This window comes from Bacillus sp. UMB0893 (assembly GCF_002858905.1).
In the GTDB taxonomy this organism is placed as follows: domain Bacteria; phylum Bacillota; class Bacilli; order Bacillales; family Bacillaceae; genus Bacillus_P.
This window is the reverse complement of record NZ_PKLB01000003.1, coordinates 238,333-262,994: the sequence shown is the minus strand read 5'-3', so window position 1 is coordinate 262,994 and position 24,662 is coordinate 238,333. Positions and strand designations below refer to the sequence as shown.

Genomic DNA, 24,662 nt, shown 5'->3' with positions numbered 1-24,662 from the left:
CCTAAAAAGAAGAGCTTAAGCCGCTCTTCTTTTTTCACAGGCAGATAGAGAAAAGGAGCAGGTTATGAAAGAAGAAACCTTTTTTTTAGTAAGGGAAGATGTCCTGCCGGAGGCAATGAGGAAAACGCTTGAAGTCAAAAAGCTGATTGAGCGCAAAAAAGCAGATTCTGTTGCCGAAGCCGTTCAGCGTGTAGACATGAGCAGAAGCGCTTATTATAAATACCGTGATGCTGTTTTTCCATTTCATACGATGGTAAACGAACGGATTATCACCCTCTTTTTTCACCTTGAGGATCGATCAGGCACATTATCACAGCTGCTTGCTGTCGTTGCAACAGCCGGGTGCAATGTTCTGACCATTCATCAGACAATTCCGCTTCAGGGCCGCGCCAATGTCACGCTATCACTGAACACAAATGGAATGAAAGAAGATATTAACACCGTTATGGCAAAGCTTAAACGGCTTGAATTTGTAGAGAAAGTAGAGATATTAGGATCAGGAGCTTAGGGGAGAGGATTTCTTATGTCTTATAGAGTTGGTTATTTAGGTCCGGCGGCAACCTTTACACACCTTGCCGTTACAAAGTTTTTTGACGATCACGCAGAGCATGTTCCGTTTTTGACGATTCCGCAGTGTATGGATGCTGTTGCAGAGGGTACCATTGATGTTGCCGTTGTCCCGCTTGAAAATGCATTAGAAGGATCGGTTAACCTGACGATAGATTATTTGGTTCATGAACAGCCGCTTGCAATCATCGGGGAAATTACAGCGCCTATTCAGCAGCATTTAATGGTCCATCCATCACGCGCAAACGAATGGGAAGATGTTGAGAGAGTCTATTCTCATTCTCATGCCATTGCACAATGTCACAAATTTCTTCGTCAGCAGCTGCCAAAGGCAAAGTACGAGTACGCTACTTCAACTGGTGCAGCTGCAAAATACATACAGCAGAAGCCAAAAGAAAATATAGCGGTTATAGCAAATGAATTAGCTGCAAACGAATATGGGCTTGAAATTGTCCGTAAAAATATTCATGATTACACACATAATCATACTCGTTTTGCAGTGCTGCATCCGAACCAGCATACACTCATTAAACCGAAAACAGACAATAAGATCACAGATAAAACAACGCTCATGATTACACTGCCTTCTGATCAATCTGGTGCTCTTCATCAAGTACTATCCGCTTTTTCATGGAGAAAGCTCAATTTATCCAAAATCGAGTCAAGACCAATGAAAACGGGCCTCGGAAACTACTTCTTTATCATCGATATTGATATGAAAATGGATGATGTCCTGATTCCTGGAGCGATGGCAGAGCTTGAAGCCTTGGGCTGCAGTGTCAGAATTCTTGGAACATATGGCGCTTATTCCATATAAATGATACCGGCTCGCAGATTGCGAGCCGGTTTTGCCTGTGCATTCAATCCTCCTCATCAACAAGGAATCCTGCAGTCTTAAGAGCAGCGCACACTTCTTCTAATTTTTTTTCGCGGTCAGCTACTAATGTATGTAAATGCAGGCCTTCCGTCAGCTGAGATAAATAGGTTGCTTTTGTTTCTTCAATTTTAGCGATGAAATCCCTTACTTCCTTCCGGTTGCTCACCATAATAGACGCCGTCAATTCACCGTAGACGGGATGTTCAACCATCACATCCTTTACGGTCACGCCGTAATCAACAATAAGATTCAGCTCTTCTGCAGCTGCGGATGGAGTGTGGCTGCTTGCGATGATACGCTTAAATGTGGGGAGCTCATCATTTTCCTGTTTCATGTAAACATAGCCCTGGCTCGTTGCCAGAATCGGTTCATTATGTGCTTTTAACAAAGAAATATCTTGAACAATTACTTGTCTGCTGACATTTGTTCTCTTTGCCATTTCGCTCCCTTTAATTGGCGAATTCGATTGCTTCAGCCAATTTAATATTAATTCTCTTCGTTCATTTCCAAGAATTTTACCTTCATTCATGAAGACTTTCCGTCCTTTCAGAATATCTCTCTTTTATTGCTTTCCCGATTATCTCCGCCATTGCATCAAGGTCAGCGGCATTTGTCTGTTTTCCTGTTGAAATGCGAATATACTGCAAGGCTTCGTCTTTTGTCAGTCCTGTTGACAATAATGCTTTTGAAGGTGTCTGCATCCCAATTTGACAGGCTGTCCCTGTTGATATAGCGACTCCGCGGCGATTGCTTTCAAGCAGCATATATTGTCCTTCAATACCGCGCACGATCAGCCCAATGATCGTTGGCAATTGATTTTCTATATCCTTATTAATAATGTGCACGTGTTCACGATATGCTTCAAGTTTAGCAAAGAAAGCATGTTTTAAGGATTCCAGCCTGATGTTCTCCTCCTGCATGACCGTACATTGGGTTTTAGCTGCAGCAACAAATGCTGCGATGCCGGGTACATTCACTGTGCCTGCCCTAACGCCATTTTCATGTGTGCCTCCAGGTATGACTGGCTGCCAATTAACACAGGAATTTAAATAAAGACTGCCTACACCTTTAGGGCCATACACTTTATGACTGGAAAGAGAAATCGCATCCGCTTTCCATAACTCTGCTTCTATTGGTATTTTTCCGAACGACTGAACACAATCGCTATGAAAATAAATCGATTTATCATGTAATAAATGCCCGATTTCCTTCACATTTTGGATACAGCCAATTTCAGAATTGGCATGCTGGATGGACACAAGGGCAGTTCGATTGTTTAGAGAACTCCTTATTGTATCTACATGCAGTTTACCATGTTTGTCAGGCAATAAAAAAGTAATCTCATATCCCGTATGCTCAAGGGATTTCAGATAGTTATAGATTGAAGAATGCTCCATTGCTGATGCAACGATATGATTTTTATGCTTTGGTGAATTTTTAAGCAGCATCTCAATAGCAAGCACATTGGATTCGCTCCCTCCTCCAGTAAAATAAATACCTGAAGGATAGCCCCCAATTAACTCTGCAAGCTGTTTGCGGCACGCTTCTAAAATCGTTCTCGCATGGTCTCCTTCATCATGCAGACTGTTGCTGTTCGCGAATGCTTGTTTTGAAGCCTGAACGAAAACATGGAGAGCTTCATCGCTGATAGGTGCTGTTGAAGCGTAATCTAAATAAATCACATTCTGATCTCCTCTCAAATCAAAAGACTGTTTGTTGTTTTTCGTAGAAAGGCTTATCTACGTCTATCATCTGGGTTTCGTCCTTTTAGATCGGCTGAATTTTTTATAACGCGAAAAAGGTAAAGAATCAAAAGAATCAATCAAAAAACCTCTTGTCATTATTTTAGTTTTGTGTAAATATAGGTGTCAAGACACTTGTAAAGTATAGGGGGTTTTTTTGTGCCTCAAGCTGACGTTATTATTATCGGAAGCGGAATTGCGGCGCTATCTGCTGCCTTTCAGCTTCAATTTTCCAAAAAGGTAACGATTCTTTCTAAATCTAATAAATACGACAGCAATTCAATGCTTGCTCAAGGCGGCATTGCAGCAGCAATTGACACAAATGACAGCTGGCAAGGTCATTTCGAAGACACAATTGAAGCAGGGTGCCATCATAATGATTCAAACGCGGCTGAATTGCTTGTAAAGCAAGGAGCAGAAGAAGTGCTTGCACTAATCCGGAGCGGTTTTTCTTTTGACCAGGATCCAGAAGGGAATTTGCTTTTTGGTCAGGAAGGTGCACACAGATTCAGCAGGATTTTGCATGCAGGAGGAGATGCAACGGGTAAAGCGGTTATTCACTTTTTACTCTCTCAGCTAAATCATAATGTAGAGATTATTGAAGATGAAATGGCACTGGATCTCATCATTTCTGATGGAACATGCAAAGGTGTGTACACGAGAAATTCGACTGGTGACATTCAAACCCATTTGGCACAGCAAACGGTTCTTGCTGCAGGCGGCTGCGGCGGTCTTTACTTGCATACTTCCAATTCTAACGCAATAACGGGTGACGGACTGGCGATGGCATTTCGTGCTGGAGCGATCCTGACAGATATGGAATTTACTCAGTTTCATCCAACCATGCTGCTGATTGACGGGGAATGTGTAGGCCTTATTTCAGAGGCTGTCAGAGGAGAAGGAGCCTTTCTTCAAAATGAGGATGGGGATGCCTTTATGGAAGGGGTGCATGCATTTGGAGATCTTGCACCTAGAGACATTGTCGCAAGAACGATCTTTTCTCAAATGAAAAATGGCCATTGTGTCTTCCTTAATATTACGTCCATTCAGAACTTTGAAAGCCGCTTTCCTACGATTTCAGCCATGTGCAAAAAGCATGGTGTTTGTTTAAAAGAAGGTTTGATTCCTGTATCACCAGGTATGCATTTTTTAATGGGCGGCATTAAAACAGATCTTGTTGGAAAAACCTCCATCAGACATTTATTCGCCATTGGAGAAGCAGCTTGTACTGGCGTACATGGAGCCAATCGGCTTGCAAGCAATTCCTTATTGGAGGGATTGGTATTCGGCAGCCGTCTTGGAATCCACATTTTAAATTCTTCTGATTTTACAGTTACTGAACATGAAGAATTGTCAGGTCGATTTAGCACATCAGAATTCATCCTGCCTTCGAAACAAGAAATACAATGGATGATGACGAACTATGCTGCCATTGAACGTTCTGAAGCAGGGCTGATCCATACAAAAAACTGGTTTGAGAAATTTTTACAGCCTATCTCTTTTTGGGATATTAATGTGAATGATTTCACAAACTCTGAGGTTGAAAAAATAAATATGATGACCGCTGGCTGGCTTATTGTCATCTCTGCATTAAGAAGAACTGAAAGCAGGGGAGGCCATTTTCGTACAGATTATCCTCATAAAGATGACAGGCTATGGCTCAAGAAGAAGATCCTGCTTTCTAAAGATGATATCCAGTCTAATTTACAGAATCGTTCAGGGGTGATGGAAATTGAATACACTTAAACTTAAAGAACAGCTCCAATCCTTTTTTATTGAAGACATTGGAGATCATGACGCGACTAGCTCAATTGTCTTTTCAAATGAACAATATGGAAGAGCGATTATTACAGCAAAAGAAGACGGGATCTTTGCTGGTGCTGATATTGTCAGAACCGGGTATGGCATTCTAGATCAGCGTGTAACGGTTAAGCTGTTGAAGCAAGATGGTGATCAGATATGCAAAGGTGAAAATACAGCTATCATTGAAGGGCCGATTTCTTCGCTTTTGACAGGGGAAAGGGTTGTATTAAACTTACTGCAGCGCATGAGCGGAATTGCAACTTTAACCAATCAGGCAGTTATATGCCTCAATTCATCTCATACAAAAATTTGTGATACCCGTAAAACAACACCAGGGCTGAGAATGATTGAGAAATATGCAGTTCGGTGCGGAGGCGGGTTCAACCACAGATTTGGCTTATACGACGGTATCATGCTGAAAGATAATCACATCACAAGCTGCGGCTCGATTTTTGATGCAGTGAGAAAAGTTCGGGAACAGGCTGGGCATATGATCAAAGTTGAAGTCGAAATTGAATCCGAGGAACAGCTGCTGGAAGCAATCGAAGCAAAAGCAGACATCATTATGTTTGATAATCGGACACCTGAAGAAACTGCAGCTTTTGTGCGCCTTACACCGGGGTCCATTATTACTGAAGCCTCTGGAGGAATCACACTTCAAAATCTGGCTCAGTACCGCGATACAGGTGTGGATTTTATTTCACTCGGAATGCTGACTCATTCTGTGAAATCACTTGATCTTAGCATGAATGTTGAATAAGGAGGATAATAGATGAACGTATTAGAGATGCTTCAATTTGAGACAAATGAAAAAATGCCCCCTCATTATAAAGAGCTGCCAGAGGAAGAAATGATAGAGAGAGTAAAAAAGATAAAAGAAAAATTTGGAAAACGCCTGCTGATTCCGGGCCATCATTATCAAAAAGATGAGGTTGTGCAATTTGCAGATGTTACAGGAGATTCACTGCAATTGGCTCAGGCGGCGGCCGTTAATAAAGAAGCAGAATTTATCGTCTTTTGCGGCGTGCATTTCATGGCTGAAACAGCTGACATGCTGACAACCGGTCAGCAAAAGGTAATCCTGCCTGATATGAGAGCAGGCTGTTCCATGGCGGATATGGCTGATATTGAACAGACAGAACGGGCATGGACAAAACTGCAGAAGATGTTTGGGGATACCATTTTGCCATTAACATATGTTAACTCAACAGCAGCTATTAAAGCTTTTGTTGGAAAAAATGGCGGTGCTACTGTTACCTCCTCAAATGCAGAGAAAATGCTGCACTGGTCGTTTGAACAAAAACAGAGGATACTATTTTTGCCAGATCAGCACTTAGGACGGAATACTGCTTTTAATTTAGGGGTACCTCTTGAAAAAATGGCGATTTGGAATCCAATCACAAACGAACTGGAATATGATGGGAATCCGGAAGATATAATTGTTATTTTGTGGAAAGGCCATTGTTCTGTTCACGAAAAGTTCACTGTAGAGAATGTAGAACATTTGCGGAAAACGAAGCCTGACATGAAAATCATCGTACATCCTGAATGCAGTCGGGAAGTTGTTGCTGTCAGCGATTTGGCTGGTTCTACAAAGTATATTATTGATGCTATTGAAGCTGCAGAAGCTGGAAGCAAATGGGCGATTGGGACCGAGATGAATCTGGTGAAAAGGATCATTGAACAGAATCCTGACAAAGAAATTGTCTCGCTCAATCCATTTATGTGCCCATGCTTAACGATGAATCGAATCGATCTCCCTCATTTATTATGGGCGCTTGAAGGTCTTGAAGAAGGCAAAATAATTAATCCAATAAAAGTTGATCCCGAAACAACAGCACAAGCTGTTTTGGCACTGGATAGAATGCTTGCAAACGTATAAGGCTGAACTGACAAAATAAGATGAATCAAGTAATATCCTTGCTTGCTTTGATCTTATGTTTGTCAGTTTTTTTATTAGCCATTAAACATATATTTGTCTTCTTAAGCATAAGTTGTGATGAAGAAGAATGGCATAATTGCCTGCTAATCATATGCGATAAAGTTTCAAGCATAGGAGGGGGAAAAGTTGAAAATCCACATTGTTCAAAAAGGCGATACGCTTTGGAAAATTGCCAAAAAATATGGAGTAGATTTTGAAGAATTGAAAAAAATGAACTCTCAACTAAGCAACCCTGATTTAATCATGCCAGGAATGAAGATAAAAGTCCCAAGTGGCGGAGTTCCTGTGAAAAATGAGACAAAGCTCAATTTCTCTGGTAAAAAGGAAATGCCGAAATCAGAGCATCCTTTTGCTAAAGAAAAGCCGAAACAGGTGATGGAAGTTGCAGACACGAAACCTAAAGAAGTTCCGAAGGAGAAACCATCTGTTCCATACGTACCCCCGGTTCCAAATATTAAGCAGCCAGTATATCCAGAGCTCGACATTAATAACTATTATATGCTGAATATGGCGATGATGCCGCAGGCTCCACAGCCGCAGCTTCCGCCTAAGCCATCAAATGTGCTGCCGGAAATGATGAAACCCGTAGAAAAACCAATGGAAAAGATGAAGGAAAAACCGATTGAAATGCCGAAAGAAAAACCAGTTGAAAAGCCGAAATTTATTTCACCTGCTAATAAAGAGGAGGCATTACAGCACATGGAGAATAAGCCAAACATGCCGCAGCAAGGTGTACAAGGAGCGTTCCAAGGATCTCTTCCTTTCCCAGGGCAAGCGCCGTACCAAAATGGAAATGAGGTTGCAGGTGCCGAGGATCAAGGTCCTGGGTGGCAGGGTCAGGACGACTGTTATCCTGTTTCTCCTGTAATGCCAGGTCCTGGATTTGGCTATCCGCAACAGCCATGGGGAATGCCAGCTCCATATGGTGTTATGCCAGGAATGCAGGGAATGCCGCAGCAGCCCTTTCAGCAAATGCCTTTTGATGATGATGACGATGATGAAGTAATGGGAGCTTATATGCCCCAGCAGATGCCATATGGCGGACAGCAAGGCTATGGAGGTCCGGGCTATGGAGGTCCGGGATTCGGTGGACCAGGATATGGCGGACCTGGATTTGGAGGCGGCCCTGGGTTTGGTTTTCCCGGATATGGCTATCCACCGGGATGCTTCCCAATGTCTCCTCCAATGCCAGGCCCCGGGTTCTACCCTCAAGTGCAAGGTGCTTATGCAGGGTGGCCAAATATGCCGCAAGGAGTAGCAGGAGCGATGGACCCGGGAATGGAAAATCAGCAGCCTGGATTAAGTCCTGTCATGCACCATAAAAAAGATTGCGGATGCGGAGGGCCTGAACCTGGATTTGGCCAAGGATTTCCTCAGCAGGGTCCAGGATTTATGGGACCTGGATTCGGAGCACAGCCATTCCAAGGCGGCGGAATGGGAATGCATGGGCAGCCTTTTGATCAAGGCGGTCAATATGGAGGAATGCCAGGTCAGCAATTTGGTCAGGGAGGTCAGTATGGCGGGATGCCAGGTCAGCCATTTGATCAAGGCGGTCAATATGGAGGAATGCCAGGTCAGCAATTTGGTCAGGGAGGTCAGTATGGCGGGATGCCAGGTCAGCAATTTGGTCAGGGTGGCCAATTTGGAGGAATGCCAGGTCAGTTTGGGGGCCAGCCTCAAGGAGGCCAGTTTGAAATGCCGCGGTTTGATGAAGAAGACGATGACGATTGAGAGAAGCGGTAAGAGACGAGGCAGGCTGTTCGTCTCTTTTTTATTGGTTCTTTTCGTAAACATTGTTGCTTAAGCTAGTAAGTGAAAAATCGAGTTTTGGATTTTTTACAGTATTTACGGGATTCAGCATATTTGTGTATATTGAAACTAGAGGAAAATAGCACGACCGAGAACTTTGGGAGTGTGAAACAACTAAACGCAAAACAACACTAAATGCGAACAGCTTTTTTATTAAAAAAAGAAATATTCAACTTCTCTTATTTAGTCTGTCCATTATTTTAAGAACTTACCGTTAACTAACAGATATATTGCTCCCCTGAACGTGCAACCTATACAAGAGCGGAACTTGCTCGCAATAGGAAAATCAGGGGGTTTTTATATTGAGGAATAAAGTTTCTGCATTTGCAGCGATTGCATTAGTAACTGCAGGCCTTGCGGGCTGCAATAACAATGCCAATGAAGGTGCGCTTGATACCAGATATGACGACTCAGCAAGACCAATTGGTTATTATTCAGATGAACACCGCAACAACAATGATAATGGTGTTGACAACGATGGTCCTCTAACAGAAATGATGGAAGGGGACATGAATGATAACTACTTCACGAACGTGAATAACCGTGATGATGCGTTTCATAATGGCAGAATGGACAATCCGACTGTTCCTCTTTCAAACGAAGATGGCATGCTTGAAAAGGATAATCGGTTCAGCAGATCTGATGAGAATTATCACGGTCAGGCAAGAAAAGTGAACTATTATAATGACCAAGAAGAATCACTGGCGAAAAAAGTTTCTGAAAAAGCTTCTGACGTCAAAAACGTTGATGATGTTCGTACGATTGTAAATGGAGATCAACTGCTTGTAGCCATTGATACGGATGATAAAAACGACAAAAACGTTAAAAATGCAGTTTTAAATGCTGTAAAACCGTTAGCTAAAGGTAAAGAAGTTCAAGTTGTCACGGATGAAGGCACATTTACACGTGTAAGAACTATTAATGACAACATTGAGAACGGCCAGCCGAAAAAAACAATTGATACCGATATCAGAGACCTTTTTGATGATATGGGCAATATCATGAGAGAGCCATTTCAGCAGGCAAGATAACTGAAAACAGGGGGAGACCCCTGTTTTTTGATGGTTAAGTAATCAGTATGAAGTTTCAAATAAAAACAGGAAAACAAGTACTTTAAAACAAAAATCATGAGTGGTTAAAACTTCTAAATTTGGTCAAACTAGAAATGACGAATAGAAGTTTTTTCTTTTATAGGAAATTATAAAAGTCATTAGGTTGTGGATAATGAAAAAAAGTTATCTGCGTCCAGCTGCGGCGCCTAGCTCACTATGAAAAAGACAATTGCTCAGGAGAAGGCAAAAAGCGCCTTCTCCGGTTAATTGACAATTGATCTTGAATGAGTCAATTAACCCTGGTCAATTCCTATATTCTTCGCGAGCTGACCAAGGCGCCTGCGCTTTTATTCTTGCCTTAAAGGTAAATAGCTCATGATTTGGGGTGTATGTAATGATGTCGTCTAAACGTTTACTGATTAGTGCCATTGCCTGCGTCATAGTCACATGGCTTTTCATAATTCCTTCTTTGAATGAAAAAGAACCCAAGGCATCTGAGAATGTTTCTGAAAAGGAAAATGAAGTCTATGAGGTAAGCGGTCCATTAACCGTTACAGTTGTTTTGGAACGAATCTATCTTGATGGCGAAATCAGTGAAGAAGTAAAGACAGAAACCATTTTGGCAATGGAAGATTTCTGGGCTAAATATGAGGATTGGCAGTTAATTGATCAGGACGATAAACAAATGATTTTCCAAAAAGAAGTAGATGATATTTCCCCATTACTTAAAGCGAACGGGTATTTTGGCATTTCATCAGAAGGTGTCTTTTCTATTTTTAACGGAAAGCCTGATGATGCCTCGGAAATTATTCAATCCTTTTTTCAGATTGATGTCAGGAAGCTGGAAACCCGAAAGCAAGATGAACTGCGCCAAGGCATACGCATCCAATCAAAAGATCAATATTTGCAGGTCATCGAATCTTATAAAGCTTATTCCTCTCCAGCAGATGTGAAATAGTGAAAGCTAGTGCAAAAGCGCTGGCTTTTTCTAATTTTTAATGATTATTACTACAGGCAGATGAACGAATTATGATACAATGAGGTACAGTTGTGAAGAGGTGAATAATGTTTTGATCGAATATATAAAAGGCTATATTGATTTTGTCACTCCCGAATACGTTGTCATTGACCACGGTGGCATCGGGTATCAGATACACACTCCTAATCCATTCAGCTATCAGCGAAATCGTTCCGCGGAAGTGACGATTTATACATATCAGCACGTCAGAGAAGATATCCTCGCTTTATATGGTTTTCATACAAGAGAAGAAAAAGCTTTATTTATGAAACTGCTAAATGTAACAGGAATCGGGCCAAAAGGAGCGCTCGCCATTCTTGCTTCAGGGAATCCGTCACAAGTAGTCGGAGCCATTGAAAATGAAGACGAGAAGTTTCTTATCAAGTTTCCCGGTGTTGGCAAAAAAACAGCAAGGCAGATTATTCTTGATCTTAAAGGAAAACTTGCAGACGTCGCAGGAGAGCTTGCTCCGGATCTTTTTACACATGAGAAATACGAGCAAAAAGAGACGACTTCAAGAGCGCTTAACGAAGCGCTTGAAGCCCTTAAAGTTCTAGGCTATGCTGAACGTGAAATTAATAAAGTGGTTCCGTCCTTAATGGAGGAAGATTTAACAACCGATCAGTATGTGAAAAAAGCTTTGCAAAAGCTATTAAAGTAAGGTGATAAGACATGGATGAACGTCTTGTATCCAGTGAAGCCGAGTTAGATGAAGGTGCCATTGAGCTGAGTTTAAGGCCTCAAACACTTTCCCAATACATCGGTCAGGATAAAGTAAAAGAAAATCTGAAAGTTTTTATTGAGGCCGCTAAGCTCAGAAGCGAAACGCTTGATCATGTACTTTTATACGGTCCTCCAGGGCTTGGTAAAACCACACTCGCAACCATTATCGCGAATGAAATGGGCGTGAATATACGTACGACTTCAGGTCCTGCAATTGAAAGACCTGGAGACCTTGCTGCGATTTTAACAGCTCTTGAACCTGGAGATGTATTGTTTATTGATGAAATTCATCGCCTGCAGCGTTCAATTGAAGAGGTCTTATATCCTGCAATGGAAGACTTTTGTCTTGATATTGTGATTGGCAAAGGTTCGACAGCCCGTTCTGTCCGTCTTGATTTGCCGCCATTCACGCTAGTCGGTGCAACAACAAGAGTCGGCTTGCTTACCGCCCCGCTCCGTGATCGTTTCGGTGTGCTCAGCAGACTCGAATATTATAATGAAAAGCAGCTTTCACACATTGTCGAGCGGACTGCTGATATATTAGGAATGGGCATGGAAAAAGAAGCCTCGCTGGAGCTAGCGAGAAGATCACGCGGGACACCGAGGATCGCGAACAGGTTATTAAGACGGGTGCGTGATTTTGCCCAAGTGATTGGAGAAACGTCTATTTCAGGCAAGCTTGCAAACGAAGCACTTGAAAAACTGCAGGTAGATAAGCTTGGATTAGATCATATAGACCATAAACTTTTAATGGGAATCATCGAAAAATTTAAGGGCGGTCCGGTCGGGATAGATACAATTTCTGCTACAATCGGGGAAGAATCTCACACCATTGAAGATGTGTATGAGCCATATCTTTTGCAAATCGGTTTTATACAACGCACTCCTAGGGGTAGAATGGTAACGGAAGCAGTTTATCATCACTTTCATATGGAGGCTCCTGAACGATGACCCAATTTCCCAAAATTCTGATGATGATGGGCGCAGTTCTTTTTTTCGCAGGATTATTCATGCAGCTGATTGGCAGGCTGCCTGGTGATTTTGTCTTTAAAAAGGGAACTACAACTTTTTATTTTCCAATTGTTACATCGATCGTGATCAGCATATTGCTGACCATTTTGTTTAATGTATTTGGACGATTTAAATAAGGATTTTGCACAATAGAAAAGGTGAAAAAACAATGAAAGTAGACTTATTTGATTTTAATTTGCCTGAAGAATTAATTGCACAAGTGCCTCTTTTAGAACGCGATGCTTCTAAGCTGATGGTATTGGATAAAGAAACAGGCAAGGTTCAGCATGAGCAATTCAGGACAATTATTGATTATCTTCATGAGGGAGACTGTCTAGTTCTTAATAATACCCGTGTACTGCCAGCCCGTTTAATAGGCGAGAAAAAAGACACAGGCGCTAAAATAGAACTGCTTTTGCTAAAACAAGAGCAAGGAGATGTTTGGGAGGTTCTGGCAAAACCTGCTAAGCGCGTAAAAATCGGCACTGAGCTTGTATTTGGCGACGGCATCCTCCGGGCTGTCTGCACAGGCGAAGCAGAGCACGGAGGCAGGTTGCTTGAGTTCAGCTATGATGGAATATTTTATGAAGCGTTAGAGGCTCTCGGAAAAATGCCGTTGCCTCCATATATAAAAGAACAGCTTGATGATCAGGAACGGTATCAGACTGTTTTCTCTAGAGAAATAGGTTCAGCTGCAGCTCCGACAGCAGGTCTGCATTTTACAGAGGAAATTTTAGAACAATTGCAGAAGAATGGTGTGCATATTGCTTTTATTACTCTTCATGTCGGTCTTGGAACATTCCGTCCTGTAGGTGTTGATGTCGTCGAAGAACATGAAATGCATGCGGAATTTTATCAAATGAGTGCAGGAACAGCTCAGCTGTTAAATCAAGTGCGTGCACAAGGCGGACGGATTATTTCGGTAGGGACTACATCAACCCGTACCCTTGAGACTATCGCAACAAAAAATGATGGTGTATTTATTGAAGACAGCGGATGGACTAATATTTTTATCTATCCTGGCTATGAATTCCGTGCAATTGATGGAATGATTACGAACTTTCACTTGCCGAAATCGTCTTTGATTATGCTGGTAAGTGCGCTGGCTACCAGAGAGCATGTTATGAATGCCTATGAAACGGCAGTCAAAGAAAAATACCGCTTTTTCAGCTTTGGCGACGCCATGCTCATTATCTAAGCTTTTTACGCAGAAATTATAAAACGCTTTTTAATAAATCCTTAAAACAAGGATTAAACGCAACAACAAGGGCTTATAACCTCAAAAGGAGAAAAAACAGCCTTGAAGGAGGAAAAAAGGTGTCATCATCACCAATCAGATATGAATTAATCAAAACGTGTAAACAGACCGGAGCAAGACTTGGCCGTGTTCATACACCTCATGGATCATTTGAAACACCGGTATTTATGCCAGTAGGAACACTGGCAACAGTAAAGACAATGTCACCCGAGGAGCTTGTGCAAATGGGTGCAGGAATTATTTTAAGCAACACATATCATTTATGGCTCCGCCCTGGACACGAAATTGTAAAGGAAGCTGGAGGCCTTCATAAATTCATGAACTGGGACCGTGCTATCTTAACGGATTCTGGCGGTTTTCAGGTGTTCAGTTTAAGCGAGTTCCGTAAAATTGAGGAAGAAGGCGTTCATTTCAGAAATCATTTAAACGGAGACAAGCTGTTTCTTTCACCTGAAAAAGCAATGCAGATTCAAAATGCGCTGGGCTCTGATATTATGATGGCGTTTGATGAATGTCCTCCATATCCGGCTGAATATGACTATATGAAAAAGTCTGTAGAACGGACTAGCAGATGGGCAGAGCGCTGCTTAAGCGCACATGAGCGTCCTAATGATCAAGGTCTCTTCGGAATCGTGCAAGGCGGAGAATACGAAGAATTGAGAAAACAAAGTGCAAGGGACTTAATCTCGCTTGATTTCCCGGGATATGCTGTTGGAGGTCTTTCTGTGGGAGAACCAAAGGACGTTATGAACCGAGTGCTTGAATCAACGACTCCTTTGCTGCCATCTAACAAACCCCGTTACTTAATGGGAGTTGGATCTCCTGATTCATTGATAGATGGAGCAATCAGAGGAATTGATATGTTTGACTGTGTGCTTCCGACAAGAATTGCCCGGAATGGTACATTAATGACAAGCAATGGCCGCTTAGTAGTAAAGAATGCAAAGTACGCACGTGATTTCGGACCGATTGATGAGAACTGCGATTGCTACACTTGCCGCAATTATAGCCGCGCTTACATTCGCCATTTAATGAAATGTGACGAGACATTCGGCATCCGATTAACTTCTTACCATAACCTTCATTTTCTGTTAAAATTAATGGAGCAGGTAAGACAGGCAATTCGGGAAGATCGTTTAGGCGATTTCAGAAATGAATTCTTTGAACAATACGGTTTTAATAAACCGAATGCTAAAAACTTTTAACCGCTGAAAGGGGTGAAAAATATGGATCTATTGACTACGGTTGGACCGTTAATCTTAATGTTTGCGATTTTCTACTTTTTATTGATTCGTCCACAGCAGAAACAGCAGAAGAAAGTGCGTGAAATGCAGGACAGTCTTTCAAAAGGCGACAAAATCGTAACGATTGGCGGCCTTCATGGCATTGTTGATTCAATCGACGAAGAAAAAGTCATTGTAAAAGCTGGTGACGGATCTCGTTTGACATTTGAACGCCGCGCAATTCGCGATGTTGTTGAGCAAAATGGAATCAACATGGAAAAAGCCTAATTACATAAGGCAAAGAAAAAAGCGTCATTTTAGACGCTTTTTATTTTGAATTCTTCAAAATAGAAAAAGGGTGATCAAAAATAGATCACCCTTTTTCTATTTATGTGACCCTGATAAATTTACCCCGATGACTCCACCGAGCATGGCGATCGCTAGAAATCCGCCGTGATACATCGTTTGCTCCATTGTAAATGTTTTTCCATAACCTAAAAACTGAAATAAAAAGATGATTAATGTATAGAGAAGAGCTGTTGTGCCTCCTATCAGCCATCCGCGTTCCTTTCCTTTGCCTCCTGCAATAAATCCTCCAATGAATACAGCTAAAAACGACAGTCCAACAATAAACCAGGTGATGGATGTCTCTGTTAAACTGGTGAATTTGAGAAGTACAGAAAACAGTAAACTAGTGACAAGAGCTAAAATTAAAATACTTGATAACCCATAGAGTATGGCTTTTCCCCATCTTCGCGTCTCGATTGCAATCTCCTCCTCCTACCAATAAATCTTATCAGCTTGTTTTTGCTCGTCTTATTACAATCCTATTCACTTCATAAAAAAATAGAATCTAATTTGTCTAACAGGAAGGCTGTTCGCATAGATTCTTGTTTTCATGGAGGACTTTTCCGTGACTACCATTAGGGATTAGCTCTTTTCTAACATTGAATTTTGCAAATACGATTGAAAAATTGATGTTTTAAAAAAGAGACTACATGAAAATGATATATCCGTTCAAAATAAAACTATCTATGAAGCAAAGGAGGCCATGTGATGGAAGAAAATTTAATCATAATGGCTCGAACGATCTTTTTATATGTGCTGATCGTCATTATTTTCAGACTGATGGGAAAGCGGGAAATTGGTGAATTAAGCATTCTTGATCTTGTTGTCTTTTTAATGATTGCCGAAATGGCTGTCATGGCAATAGAAAATACAAATGATCCTTTGATACATACAATAATTCCGATGTTTCTGCTGCTTGGTATTCAGATAGGACTGGCTTACCTTTCGCTCAAAAACCAAAAGTTTAGAAAGGTGCTGGACGGAAGTCCGACGATCATCATTGATAGAGGCAAGATTAACGAACATGCGATGAAAACCCAGCGATACAATTTTGATGATTTGATGACACAGCTCAGGGACAAAGAGATCAATGATATTAGAGAAGTGGATTTTGCCATTCTCGAACCCTCTGGAAAGCTTTCAGTAATCAAAAAAGATGAAAAAGATGAAGAACAAGAGCTGCAGCTGCCGCTGATTATCGATGGATTGATTCAGGAAGAAAACTTATTCAGAATTGAAAAAACCAATCTATGGCTTAGACAGCAGCTGAGAGATCTAGGTTATTCAGAGATAAAAAATATATCCTTTTGCACACATAATAAAGGTGCATTTTTTATCGATTTAAAGGAAGAAAAATAATCATTTACTGCGGGGGACAAAATAAGAAAGATAGATTCCTGCAAATGGAATTCTCCTGATTTCTTCTTTATGGACCAGCCGGAAACCAACTAACAGAATACCATAGACGGTAAATGTAAATATGACAGATATGATGAGATTTAAGCCGGTGCCAAGGGAAAGCAGCGGATAGAAATAATAACCGGCAGCGGCTGTGATGATCATAGTTAAAATACATCGTGCATATTCACCAATCCGAATGGTCAATGAAATCACTTTCATGACTGTTGCCAAATGCAGCAAAGTGACAAGCATGATTCCTGCTACGATTGCAAGTGCTGCGCCCATGATGCCTAATGAAGGACGAGTTGCTAAAAGAAAAATCAGCGCTGTCTTAATGGCAGAGCCGATAAAACTATTAATCATCGCCGCCTTTGCAAGATTAAGCGCCTGCAATACAGCCTGCAAGGGTCCCTGAAAATAATAAAAGATAAAAAACGGCGCCATCACCTGCACAAACATAGCTGCGTGGCTATTGCCGTACATAACGGTCATCATCGGTTTGGCGTAGATATATAAAATAACAACGGCAAAACCCCCTGTAACTAAAGACAGCCGAAAAGCCTGCTGCAGTCTGTGCTGAACGACATTGAGCTTATTTTGAGCCATTGCTTCACTGATTGCGGGAACAAGCGCTGTTGACAAGGAGTATGTAATAAAAGATGGGAGCATAAGCAGAGGAAGTGCATACCCCGTTAATTCACCGTATTGCTTCGTCGCCATCGTTGCTGTGAATCCTGCAATTGCAAGGCTTTGTGCGACAACAATAGGCTCAAAAAACCATGCAATGGAACCAATCATTCTGCTCCCTGTTGTAGGCAAAGCGATGCTCATTAGATTTTGGAACGTATCTTTTCCATCATGAAGTGATTTGAAAAATTTTCTTCTGATTCTAAATTTCTTTTTCATCTTGAACATGGAGAATAAATAGATGAGAGAAATTAGTTCCCCTACAACTGCTGAAGCCATTGCACCTGCTGCGGCGTATTCAATTCCATAGGGGAGGAATGTCTTTGTGAAAACAGCAATCAGTGAGATCCGGACGATTTGCTCCAGCACCTGTGAAATCGCGGCAGGTCTCATATTTTGTTTTCCCTGAAAGTATCCTCTTAGCACGGATGATATCGCAATAATCGGAACAACTGGACTAATGGCCAGTAAGGGATACAGAGTTCTCGGATCTGTCAGCAGCGAATTTGATAAATATGGAGCCAGCAGGATGATGGCCGGAGTGAATAATAGACTCAATGCTCCGGTTATGGCAAGTGATACGACCAGAATTTTTTTTATTTTTCGATGGTTTCCTTCTGCCTCTGCTTCTGCGACTAATTTTGAGATGGCAACCGGCAAACCGAATTGAGTAATTGTAATAATTAAAACCAATGTAGGCATTGCCATCATATATAAGCCAACGCCTTCTTCCCCGATAAAACGTGCCACAACAATTCGATTAATAAAGCCCAGAACTCTTGTAATCAGACCGGCAGCTATTAATATAATTGTTCCCTGTAAAAATGTTTGCTTTGACATGGCTTTCCCTGCCTTCTCAAATAGCTTGTAATCATATACAATTACTATATGCGCTATGAATGGCCAAGCATGACAAGTATGTTCAAGCAGCGGCTTTGAAAATGGCTGTTTTCGGATAGATTGTTGTTATTCGTAATAAGACTCATTCACGTCTATAGGCGGGTTTCGTGAACTTTAATTAACCCTGACATAACGATCGAAAGGACTAAATACGATTGAAAAAAAACAACAATGAAATAGCCTGAAAAATAAATGATCCGACAAATGTTAAATGAAGGAGCGTGTCTTGATGGAAAAGGATGCAATTGAAAAATATCGCCATCACGTAAAGCCCGCACTAGTCAGTAAGGTTGAAGAATTCAAAATCCTTGATTATGGCGAGGTGACAGAAGAAGAGCTTTGGAATTTCCTAAGAAATAAAAAATGGAAAAAAAAGAATGAACTAATGGTTTACGAAATGGTCGCAGATATCATGTCCATCAAGGCCAATGAATTTATGACATTTGCTACGATTCAGTCCTATAAGTCGGGAAGCTGGTTTGAAAGTGAAGAAGGCAAAAAGCTGGGCATACAAGAAGGTTAATACATATTGAACGGTTTTTTTCTAAGGAGGAAACAACATGGTAAAAAAAGGACGCATTATTGCTTTTTTCTTACTCGTCCTTTGCGTAGGGAGTTTGATTGGAGCTTTTGGAAACAAAGCTGCAGATAATATTTTGCTTGGTCTTGATCTTCAGGGCGGGTTTGAAATTCTTTATGACGTAAAGCCTGCGAATGAAGGCGATAAAATTGACCGCAATGCACTTGTCAGTACAGTTAATGCTCTTCAAAAGAGAGCAAATGTGCTTGGCGTAAGCGAACCAAATATTCAAATTGAAGGTGAAAATAGGATCAGGGTTCAGCTGGCAGGCGTAAAGGATCAAAATCAGGCAAGGGAGATCCTCTCTACTCAGGCTGAACTGACATTCCGTGATGTAAACGATAAAGTCATGATGAATGGTTCTGATCTAGTGGAAGGTGCATCAAAACAAGCATTTGATCCGGATACACAGGAACCAATTGTAGCAGTTAAACTGAAGGATGCTGCGAAGTTTAAAAACGTAACAGAGCAAATATTAGCGATGCAGCCTGAAAACCAGCTTGTCATCTGGCTGGATTATCAAGAAGGTGACTCATATAAAAAAGAAGTCACGAAGGAATCGCCTAAATTTTTATCAAATCCGAGTGTTAGAGAAGTATTTAATACTACAGACGTAACCATTACAGGGCAGTTTACTTTAGAAGAAGCGAAGGATTTGGCAAATTTGCTTAATGCAGGTTCGCTTCCTGTTAAACTTGATGAAACGTATTCAACTTCTGTAGGAGCACAATTTGGAGAAGAAGCTCTTCAGAAAACGGTGCTTGCAGGAGCTATAGGTATTGGTTTCATTTTCTTGTTTATGCTCTATTTCTATCGTTTGCCTGGATTTATTGCTATAGTTACTTTAAGCGCATATCTTTATGTTGTCCTTCAAGTCTTTGATTGGATGAATGGCGTTTTAACACTTCCTGGAATTGCTGCCTTGATTCTGGGAGTTGGGATGGCAGTTGATGCTAATATCATTACATACGAGAGAATTAAAGAGGAGATAAAACTCGGCAAGTCGATCAGATCTGCCTACAGAGCGGGAAACCGCCGGTCATTCACTACGATTTTCGATGCGAACATCACTACGATGCTTGCAGGCGGTGTGCTGTTTTTCTTCGGAACAAGTGCGGTTAAAGGTTTCGCAACCAGCCTTGTTTTGAGCATCCTTGTCAGCTTTTTGACCTCGGTTTTCTTAAGCAGAATCTTGCTTGGACTATTGGTGGAAAGCAAATGGCTAGATAAAAAACCTGGATATTTTGGCGTAAATAAAAAAGACATAATTGATTTAAGTAAATCAACAGAAGATATTGACGCACCTACTAAGTTTGATAAAGTAGACTTCGTTAAGCACCGGAAAAAATTCTTTGCTTTCTCGGGAGTTCTGCTTGCTGTTGGAGTTGTTCTTCTTCTTGTCTTTAGATTGAATCTTGGTATTGATTTTTCAAGCGGAACACGCATTGAGATCGGATCGGAAAAGGCATTAACAGCTGAAGAAATTGAATCAGAGCTTGCAAATCTTGATCTTGAGGCAAAAGATATCGTTTTATCCGGAAATCAAAATCAAATTGCAGTAGCCCGGTTTATCGGTGTGCTCGATAAAGGTGAGATAGCTGAAGTAAAAGAACATTTTATTGAAAAATATGGAAAAGAACCAAGTGTAAGTACTGTTTCGTCTACAGTTGGAAAAGAATTGGCCAGAAATGCGATGTATGGTGTTTTAATCGCATCACTTGGGATCATCATTTATGTTTCCTTGCGATTTGAATATAAAATGGCTTTAGCAGCTGTTATTGCCCTGCTTTATGACGCTTTCTTTATTATCGCGTTCTTCAGCATTACACGTCTTGAGGTAGATGTTACGTTCATAGCAGCGGTACTGACAATTATCGGCTACTCTATTAATGACACGATTGTCACCTTTGACCGGATCCGTGAGCTCTATAAAAAAACAAAAGTGAAAACGTATGATGATTTGAAATCCATCGTGAACCGCAGCTTGCAGCAGACGTTTACCCGCTCGGTAAATACTGTTCTAACCGTTGTTTTCTGCGTCATTGCACTAATGATATTCGGAAGCGAGTCCATTCGAAACTTCTCAATTGCCTTGCTTGTAGGATTAATTTCAGGTGCATACTCCTCTTTATTTATAGCTGCACAGCTATGGATGATCTGGAAGTGGAAAGAGATTAAAAAGAAGAGCACGATGAAAAAAGTTCAAGATAATGACGAGCCAATCGTATAAAAGGGAAAACCGCGAGCAATCGCGGTTTTTCTATATTTCCGCAATTCTTTCTCCTCGTATGGATATCATAATAAAAGCCAAATGTTTTGCAATTTAAGAGAAGAGGGTAAAAAATTTGTAAATAAAAAAGAGGGGGAAAAAAGATGAAAAGACAATGGAGTTTTATTTTTGCCATTCTATTTGCACTTATTGTTGCTATTTTTGCAGTAATCAATGTGAATCCAGTTAAAGTAGATTATTTGTTCGGCGAGGCTGACTGGCCGCTTATACTTATCATTTTAGGATCCGTTCTGCTGGGAGGACTGATGATTGCCTCAGCCGGTCTGACAAGAATTTATGCCCTTCAGCGCAAAGTGAAAGGCTTAGAAAAAGAAAAAGCAGCACTGATCAAAGAAAATGAATCATTCAGAAAAGATCCGCTAGTACGTGAAACAACAAGCAGTTCACATGGGGCCAAACAAATTGGCCAAACGTCTGAAGAACTGTAATTTTCAGTTTGTCACCCCTTAACCACTCTAGTATAATAGTGTGGTTAAGGGGTGATTTTTTTGTTGAAAGCGAAAACGCGATGGGATGTTCAAGAACATCAATCAGAAAAAGCAGATGAATTAGTAAATGCGCTGAACATTACACCTTTGGTCGCTTCCTTGTTAGTAAACCGCGGAATTGAAGAGGCAGAACAGGCTGAACATTTCCTGCACATTGAAAAACATGGTTTTTTAGATCCTTTCTTGCTTTACGGAATGGAGAAAACGGTCAGACGAATAAGAGATTCCATTGCGAATCATGAAAAGATATTGATTTTTGGAGATTATGATGCAGATGGTGTGAGTTCAACGGCTGTTATGCTGGAAACATTGAATTCGCTCGGTGCCCATGCTGATTTTTATATACCGAATCGTTTTACGGAAGGATATGGCCCGAATGAAATGGCTTTCCGGAAAGCACATTCAGAAGGTTATTCGTTAATCATTACAGTTGATACAGGAATATCAGCTGTTCACGAAGCAGCGATTGCAAAAGAACTTGGCGTTGATTTGATTATTACAGATCATCATGAACCAGGACCCGTGCTTCCTGATGCATATGCCATCATTCACCCAAAGCAGCCTATGTGCACCTATCCGTTTAAGGACTTAGCGGGCGTAGGAGTTGCTTTTAAACTTGCTCATGCACTATTAGGGCATGCCCCGGAGCATCTTCTGGAACTTGCTGCTATTGGAACGATAGCTGATCTCGTCCCGCTGCATGGAGAAAATCGACTGATTGCTCGATTAGGTATCTCTCAATTAAGCCGGACAGAACGAAAAGGGCTAAAGGCGCTGCTAAAGGTCGCAGGTTCTGATGGAAAAGAAGTGAACGAGGAGACGATCGGATTTGCCATTGGTCCGAGGATTAATGCAGTTGGACGATTAGAGTCTGCTGACCCTGCTGTACATTTACTGATGACAGGGGATCCAGAAGCAGCAGCACGTCTTGCTAAAGACATAGACTTGCTGAATAAAGATAGACAGAAGATTGTCTCTCAAATTACTGAAGAAGCCATCCGGCAAGTGGAGTCATTATATCCGATTGAAGATAACCCGGTTCTCGTTCTTGCAAAAGAAAATTGGAATCCTGGTGTAGTCGGAATTGTTGCTTCAAGAATGGTTGAAAAGTATTACCGCCCAACAATTATTTTAAGTATTGACCATGAAAAGGGAATTGCTAAAGGATCTGCAAGAAGCATTGCAGGATTTGATCTATTTGATAATTTATCAACGTGCCGCGAAATCCTGCCTCATTTTGGTGGTCACCCTATGGCAGCAGGAATGACCCTCGATATAAATGATGTTGATCAATTAAGAGAACGTCTGATCTCGCTTGCAAATGATAAACTGACCGATAGTGATTTTACACCCATTAAATCAATTGATGCCTCATGCGGAGTGGAAGAGATTACGGTTGAATCAATTGAAGAAATGAACCTGCTTGCACCGTTTGGCATGGGAAATCCAAAACCTCTTTTCTTGCTGGATGCCGTACAGGTAAGTTCGATGCGGAAAATAGGTTCTGATCAAACACATTTGAAGCTTTCAGTAGAACATGCACATCAGCAATTAGACTGTATAGGATTTGGATTTGGACATCTCCATGATCATATTGCGCCTCTGTCAAAAGTATCCATGATTGGGGAGCTCTCGATAAATGAGTGGAATAACTTTCGTAAGCCGCAGCTTATGATACAGGATTTGTCGGTGAATGAATGGCAGCTGTTTGATGCGAGAGGCGCTAGAAATCTTCAAAAAGCCATTGAAAAAATAGATGGAGAAAAAAATATCCATATCGTGTTTCAGAAAGAAACATTAGGTATATTTAAAGAATCAGGTCTGAATCTTTTATACATTGAAGACGGAAAACCAGCTCCAGATTTGGACATAACTAATAAATATGTGACACTTATTGATACTCCGCCCTCCATTTCTCACTTGGATGCCCTTTTTAAAGAAGCACGGCCAGAAAGGATTTATGCTATTTTTCATCAGCAGGCTGAGCATTTCTTTGCAACAATCCCTACAAGGGAACACTTTAAATGGTACTATGGATTTTTAAAGCAAAAGGGTACATTTGATTTGAAAAAACATGCCCAGGCTCTTGCCCGCCATAAAGGCTGGTCAAATGAAACAATAGATTTCATGTCACAGGTGTTTTTTGACTTAGAATTTGCTACAATAGAGAATGGCATTATTTCTGTCAATCATCATCCACCTAAACGAGATCTAGCCGAATCTACTGCGTATGCCTCTAAACTCCAGCAGTTAGAGCTTGAAAATACGTTATTATATTCGTCATACCAGGATTTGAAAGAATGGTTTGATGAAAGAATGAAAAAATCGTCAACGCTTGTCAATGCATGAGGAGGACAAACTTAATATGGATTTAAAGAAATATGTAACAGTGGTGCCGGATTATCCAAAACCAGGCATTCAATTTAAAGATATTACAACGTTAATGGACAATGGCGATGCTTATCGGTATGCAACAGACCAAATTGTTGAATATGCCCGCAAACAAAACGTTGATATAATTGTAGGACCAGAAGCACGCGGATTTATTATCGGCTGTCCGGTAGCCTATTCTCTTGGAGTCGGTTTTGCGCCTGTGCGCAAAGAGGGCAAGCTTCCACGCGAAGTCGTTCGTGTTGAGTATGGCCTTGAATACGGCAAAGACGTACTGACAATGCATAAGGATGCGATTAAACCAGGACAGCGCGTTTTGATTACAGATGATTTGCTTGCAACAGGAGGAACAATCGAAGCAACGATTAAATTAGTTGAAGAGCTTGGCGGAGTTGTTGCCGGCATCGCATTTTTAATCGAATTAAGCTACCTTGATGGCCGCAGCAAATTAAATGATTACGATATTTTAACATTGATGAAGTTTTAATCTAATAGGCAAAAGCACTCGGAATAGGGTGCTTTTTCTATATTACGGCAAGTTCCAGCCATTAA

The 24,662-nt window shown here is 41.1% G+C and carries 24 protein-coding genes; 20 read left to right on the top strand and 4 right to left on the bottom strand.

Translation table 11 applies throughout. The annotated features are described in order from the left end of the window. Positions 1–64 precede the first annotated feature (64 nt). Both CYJ36_RS09225 and pheA read left to right on the top strand, forming a co-directional pair. Positions 65–508 (top strand): ACT domain-containing protein, encoded by a 444-nt coding sequence (locus tag CYJ36_RS09225; RefSeq protein ID WP_101566971.1) that lies wholly within the window; start codon positions 65–67, stop codon positions 506–508. A 15-nt stretch (positions 509–523) separates the two neighbouring features. Then, on the top strand, positions 524–1,384 hold the full coding sequence (gene pheA, locus CYJ36_RS09220) for a prephenate dehydratase (protein WP_101566970.1): 861 nt from the start codon (positions 524–526) through the stop codon (positions 1,382–1,384). A 43-nt stretch (positions 1,385–1,427) separates the two neighbouring features. Here the strand turns inward: pheA and CYJ36_RS09215 are convergent, their stop codons facing one another. After that, a complete protein-coding gene (locus tag CYJ36_RS09215) occupies positions 1,428–1,973 on the bottom strand; it encodes a transcription repressor NadR (protein WP_101566969.1) in 546 nt (181 codons plus the stop codon). Further along, positions 1,966–3,126, bottom strand: a complete 1,161-nt coding sequence (locus tag CYJ36_RS09210; RefSeq protein WP_180850201.1) for an IscS subfamily cysteine desulfurase — start codon at positions 3,124–3,126, stop codon at positions 1,966–1,968. The genes CYJ36_RS09215 and CYJ36_RS09210 overlap by 8 nt, the downstream gene beginning before the upstream one ends. Positions 3,127–3,345: 219 nt before the next feature. On the opposite strand from CYJ36_RS09210, the gene nadB reads away from it, so the two are divergent. The 12 genes from nadB (at position 3,346) to yajC (ending at position 15,313) form a co-directional block, all read left to right on the top strand. Then, a complete protein-coding gene (gene nadB / locus CYJ36_RS09205; RefSeq protein WP_101566967.1) occupies positions 3,346–4,932 on the top strand; it encodes an L-aspartate oxidase in 1,587 nt (528 codons plus the stop codon). Further along, positions 4,919–5,749 (top strand): carboxylating nicotinate-nucleotide diphosphorylase, encoded by an 831-nt coding sequence (nadC, locus tag CYJ36_RS09200; protein ID WP_101566966.1) that lies wholly within the window; start codon positions 4,919–4,921, stop codon positions 5,747–5,749. The genes nadB and nadC overlap by 14 nt, the downstream gene beginning before the upstream one ends. A gap of 12 nt (positions 5,750–5,761) precedes the next feature. Beyond that, complete coding sequence (gene nadA, locus CYJ36_RS09195) at positions 5,762–6,871, top strand: quinolinate synthase NadA (protein WP_101566965.1); 1,110 nt, start codon at positions 5,762–5,764, stop codon at positions 6,869–6,871. Positions 6,872–7,057: 186 nt separating this feature from the next. After that, positions 7,058–8,662 (top strand): SafA/ExsA family spore coat assembly protein, encoded by a 1,605-nt coding sequence (gene safA, locus CYJ36_RS24355; protein ID WP_257962433.1) that lies wholly within the window; start codon positions 7,058–7,060, stop codon positions 8,660–8,662. Positions 8,663–9,042: 380 nt separating this feature from the next. After that, complete coding sequence (locus CYJ36_RS09185) at positions 9,043–9,771, top strand: YhcN/YlaJ family sporulation lipoprotein (protein WP_180850199.1); 729 nt, start codon at positions 9,043–9,045, stop codon at positions 9,769–9,771. Between the two features lie 415 nt (positions 9,772–10,186). Continuing rightward, positions 10,187–10,750 carry an intercompartmental signaling factor BofC gene (locus CYJ36_RS09180; RefSeq protein WP_308315276.1) on the top strand — a complete coding sequence of 188 codons (564 nt, stop codon included), beginning with the start codon at positions 10,187–10,189 and terminating at the stop codon, positions 10,748–10,750. A 112-nt stretch (positions 10,751–10,862) separates the two neighbouring features. Then, positions 10,863–11,471 carry a Holliday junction branch migration protein RuvA gene (gene ruvA / locus CYJ36_RS09175; RefSeq protein WP_101566963.1) on the top strand — a complete coding sequence of 203 codons (609 nt, stop codon included), beginning with the start codon at positions 10,863–10,865 and terminating at the stop codon, positions 11,469–11,471. A gap of 11 nt (positions 11,472–11,482) precedes the next feature. Further along, positions 11,483–12,484, top strand: coding sequence for a Holliday junction branch migration DNA helicase RuvB (gene ruvB, locus CYJ36_RS09170; protein ID WP_101566962.1), 1,002 nt, complete (start codon positions 11,483–11,485; stop codon positions 12,482–12,484). After that, positions 12,481–12,681 carry a DUF2905 domain-containing protein gene (locus CYJ36_RS09165; protein ID WP_101566961.1) on the top strand — a complete coding sequence of 67 codons (201 nt, stop codon included), beginning with the start codon at positions 12,481–12,483 and terminating at the stop codon, positions 12,679–12,681. Before ruvB ends, CYJ36_RS09165 begins: the two co-directional genes overlap by 4 nt. 32 nt (positions 12,682–12,713) lie before the next feature. Further along, positions 12,714–13,742 (top strand): tRNA preQ1(34) S-adenosylmethionine ribosyltransferase-isomerase QueA, encoded by a 1,029-nt coding sequence (queA, locus tag CYJ36_RS09160; RefSeq protein ID WP_101566960.1) that lies wholly within the window; start codon positions 12,714–12,716, stop codon positions 13,740–13,742. A gap of 119 nt (positions 13,743–13,861) precedes the next feature. Continuing rightward, positions 13,862–15,007 (top strand): tRNA guanosine(34) transglycosylase Tgt, encoded by a 1,146-nt coding sequence (gene tgt, locus CYJ36_RS09155; protein WP_101566959.1) that lies wholly within the window; start codon positions 13,862–13,864, stop codon positions 15,005–15,007. Positions 15,008–15,028: 21 nt separating this feature from the next. Then, complete coding sequence (gene yajC, locus CYJ36_RS09150; protein WP_101566958.1) at positions 15,029–15,313, top strand: preprotein translocase subunit YajC; 285 nt, start codon at positions 15,029–15,031, stop codon at positions 15,311–15,313. Between the two features lie 96 nt (positions 15,314–15,409). Here the strand turns inward: yajC and CYJ36_RS09145 are convergent, their stop codons facing one another. Then, positions 15,410–15,790: a TIGR04086 family membrane protein gene (locus tag CYJ36_RS09145; protein ID WP_101566957.1), complete on the bottom strand. Its 381-nt coding sequence runs from the start codon at positions 15,788–15,790 to the stop codon at positions 15,410–15,412. Positions 15,791–16,081: 291 nt separating this feature from the next. Between CYJ36_RS09145 and CYJ36_RS09140 the strand changes: the two genes are divergently transcribed. Further along, positions 16,082–16,732 (top strand): DUF421 domain-containing protein, encoded by a 651-nt coding sequence (locus CYJ36_RS09140; protein ID WP_101566956.1) that lies wholly within the window; start codon positions 16,082–16,084, stop codon positions 16,730–16,732. On the opposite strand, the gene spoVB is transcribed toward CYJ36_RS09140, so the two are convergent. Continuing rightward, the gene (gene spoVB / locus CYJ36_RS09135) at positions 16,733–18,301 is read right to left on the bottom strand and encodes a stage V sporulation protein B (protein ID WP_101566955.1); all 1,569 of its coding nucleotides are present in this window, start codon (positions 18,299–18,301) and stop codon (positions 16,733–16,735) included. 289 nt (positions 18,302–18,590) lie between these two features. On the opposite strand from spoVB, the gene CYJ36_RS09130 reads away from it, so the two are divergent. The 5 genes from CYJ36_RS09130 (at position 18,591) to CYJ36_RS09110 (ending at position 24,597) form a co-directional block, all read left to right on the top strand. After that, entirely contained in the window at positions 18,591–18,884 is a 294-nt protein-coding gene (locus CYJ36_RS09130) for a post-transcriptional regulator (protein WP_101566954.1), read from the top strand. A 37-nt stretch (positions 18,885–18,921) separates the two neighbouring features. Then, positions 18,922–21,171, top strand: a complete 2,250-nt coding sequence (gene secDF / locus CYJ36_RS09125; RefSeq protein WP_101566953.1) for a protein translocase subunit SecDF — start codon at positions 18,922–18,924, stop codon at positions 21,169–21,171. A 143-nt stretch (positions 21,172–21,314) separates the two neighbouring features. Then, entirely contained in the window at positions 21,315–21,659 is a 345-nt protein-coding gene (locus CYJ36_RS09120; RefSeq protein ID WP_101566952.1) for a LapA family protein, read from the top strand. 60 nt (positions 21,660–21,719) lie between these two features. Beyond that, on the top strand, positions 21,720–24,068 hold the full coding sequence (gene recJ, locus CYJ36_RS09115; RefSeq protein WP_101566951.1) for a single-stranded-DNA-specific exonuclease RecJ: 2,349 nt from the start codon (positions 21,720–21,722) through the stop codon (positions 24,066–24,068). Positions 24,069–24,084: 16 nt separating this feature from the next. Then, the gene (locus tag CYJ36_RS09110; protein WP_101566950.1) at positions 24,085–24,597 is read left to right on the top strand and encodes an adenine phosphoribosyltransferase; all 513 of its coding nucleotides are present in this window, start codon (positions 24,085–24,087) and stop codon (positions 24,595–24,597) included. Positions 24,598–24,662: the final 65 nt, after the last annotated feature.

Bases quoted from the DNA above. Each gene is read 5' to 3' on its own strand.
- yajC (WP_101566958.1), top strand. From the start codon at position 15,029: ATGGATCTATTGACTACGGTTGGACCGTTAATCTTAATGTTTGCGATT.
- spoVB (WP_101566955.1), bottom strand. From the start codon at position 18,301: ATGTCAAAGCAAACATTTTTACAGGGAACAATTATATTAATAGCTGCC.
- CYJ36_RS09130 (WP_101566954.1), top strand. From the start codon at position 18,591: ATGGAAAAGGATGCAATTGAAAAATATCGCCATCACGTAAAGCCCGCA.
- CYJ36_RS09110 (WP_101566950.1), top strand. From the start codon at position 24,085: ATGGATTTAAAGAAATATGTAACAGTGGTGCCGGATTATCCAAAACCA.
- ruvB (WP_101566962.1), top strand. From the start codon at position 11,483: ATGGATGAACGTCTTGTATCCAGTGAAGCCGAGTTAGATGAAGGTGCC.
- pheA (WP_101566970.1), top strand. From the start codon at position 524: ATGTCTTATAGAGTTGGTTATTTAGGTCCGGCGGCAACCTTTACACAC.
- CYJ36_RS09140 (WP_101566956.1), top strand. From the start codon at position 16,082: ATGGAAGAAAATTTAATCATAATGGCTCGAACGATCTTTTTATATGTG.
- CYJ36_RS09215 (WP_101566969.1), bottom strand. From the start codon at position 1,973: ATGAATGAAGGTAAAATTCTTGGAAATGAACGAAGAGAATTAATATTA.
- CYJ36_RS09165 (WP_101566961.1), top strand. From the start codon at position 12,481: ATGACCCAATTTCCCAAAATTCTGATGATGATGGGCGCAGTTCTTTTT.
- queA (WP_101566960.1), top strand. From the start codon at position 12,714: ATGAAAGTAGACTTATTTGATTTTAATTTGCCTGAAGAATTAATTGCA.
- CYJ36_RS09225 (WP_101566971.1), top strand. From the start codon at position 65: ATGAAAGAAGAAACCTTTTTTTTAGTAAGGGAAGATGTCCTGCCGGAG.
- nadA (WP_101566965.1), top strand. From the start codon at position 5,762: ATGAACGTATTAGAGATGCTTCAATTTGAGACAAATGAAAAAATGCCC.
- CYJ36_RS09180 (WP_308315276.1), top strand. From the start codon at position 10,187: ATGATGTCGTCTAAACGTTTACTGATTAGTGCCATTGCCTGCGTCATA.
- CYJ36_RS09120 (WP_101566952.1), top strand. From the start codon at position 21,315: ATGAAAAGACAATGGAGTTTTATTTTTGCCATTCTATTTGCACTTATT.
- secDF (WP_101566953.1), top strand. From the start codon at position 18,922: ATGGTAAAAAAAGGACGCATTATTGCTTTTTTCTTACTCGTCCTTTGC.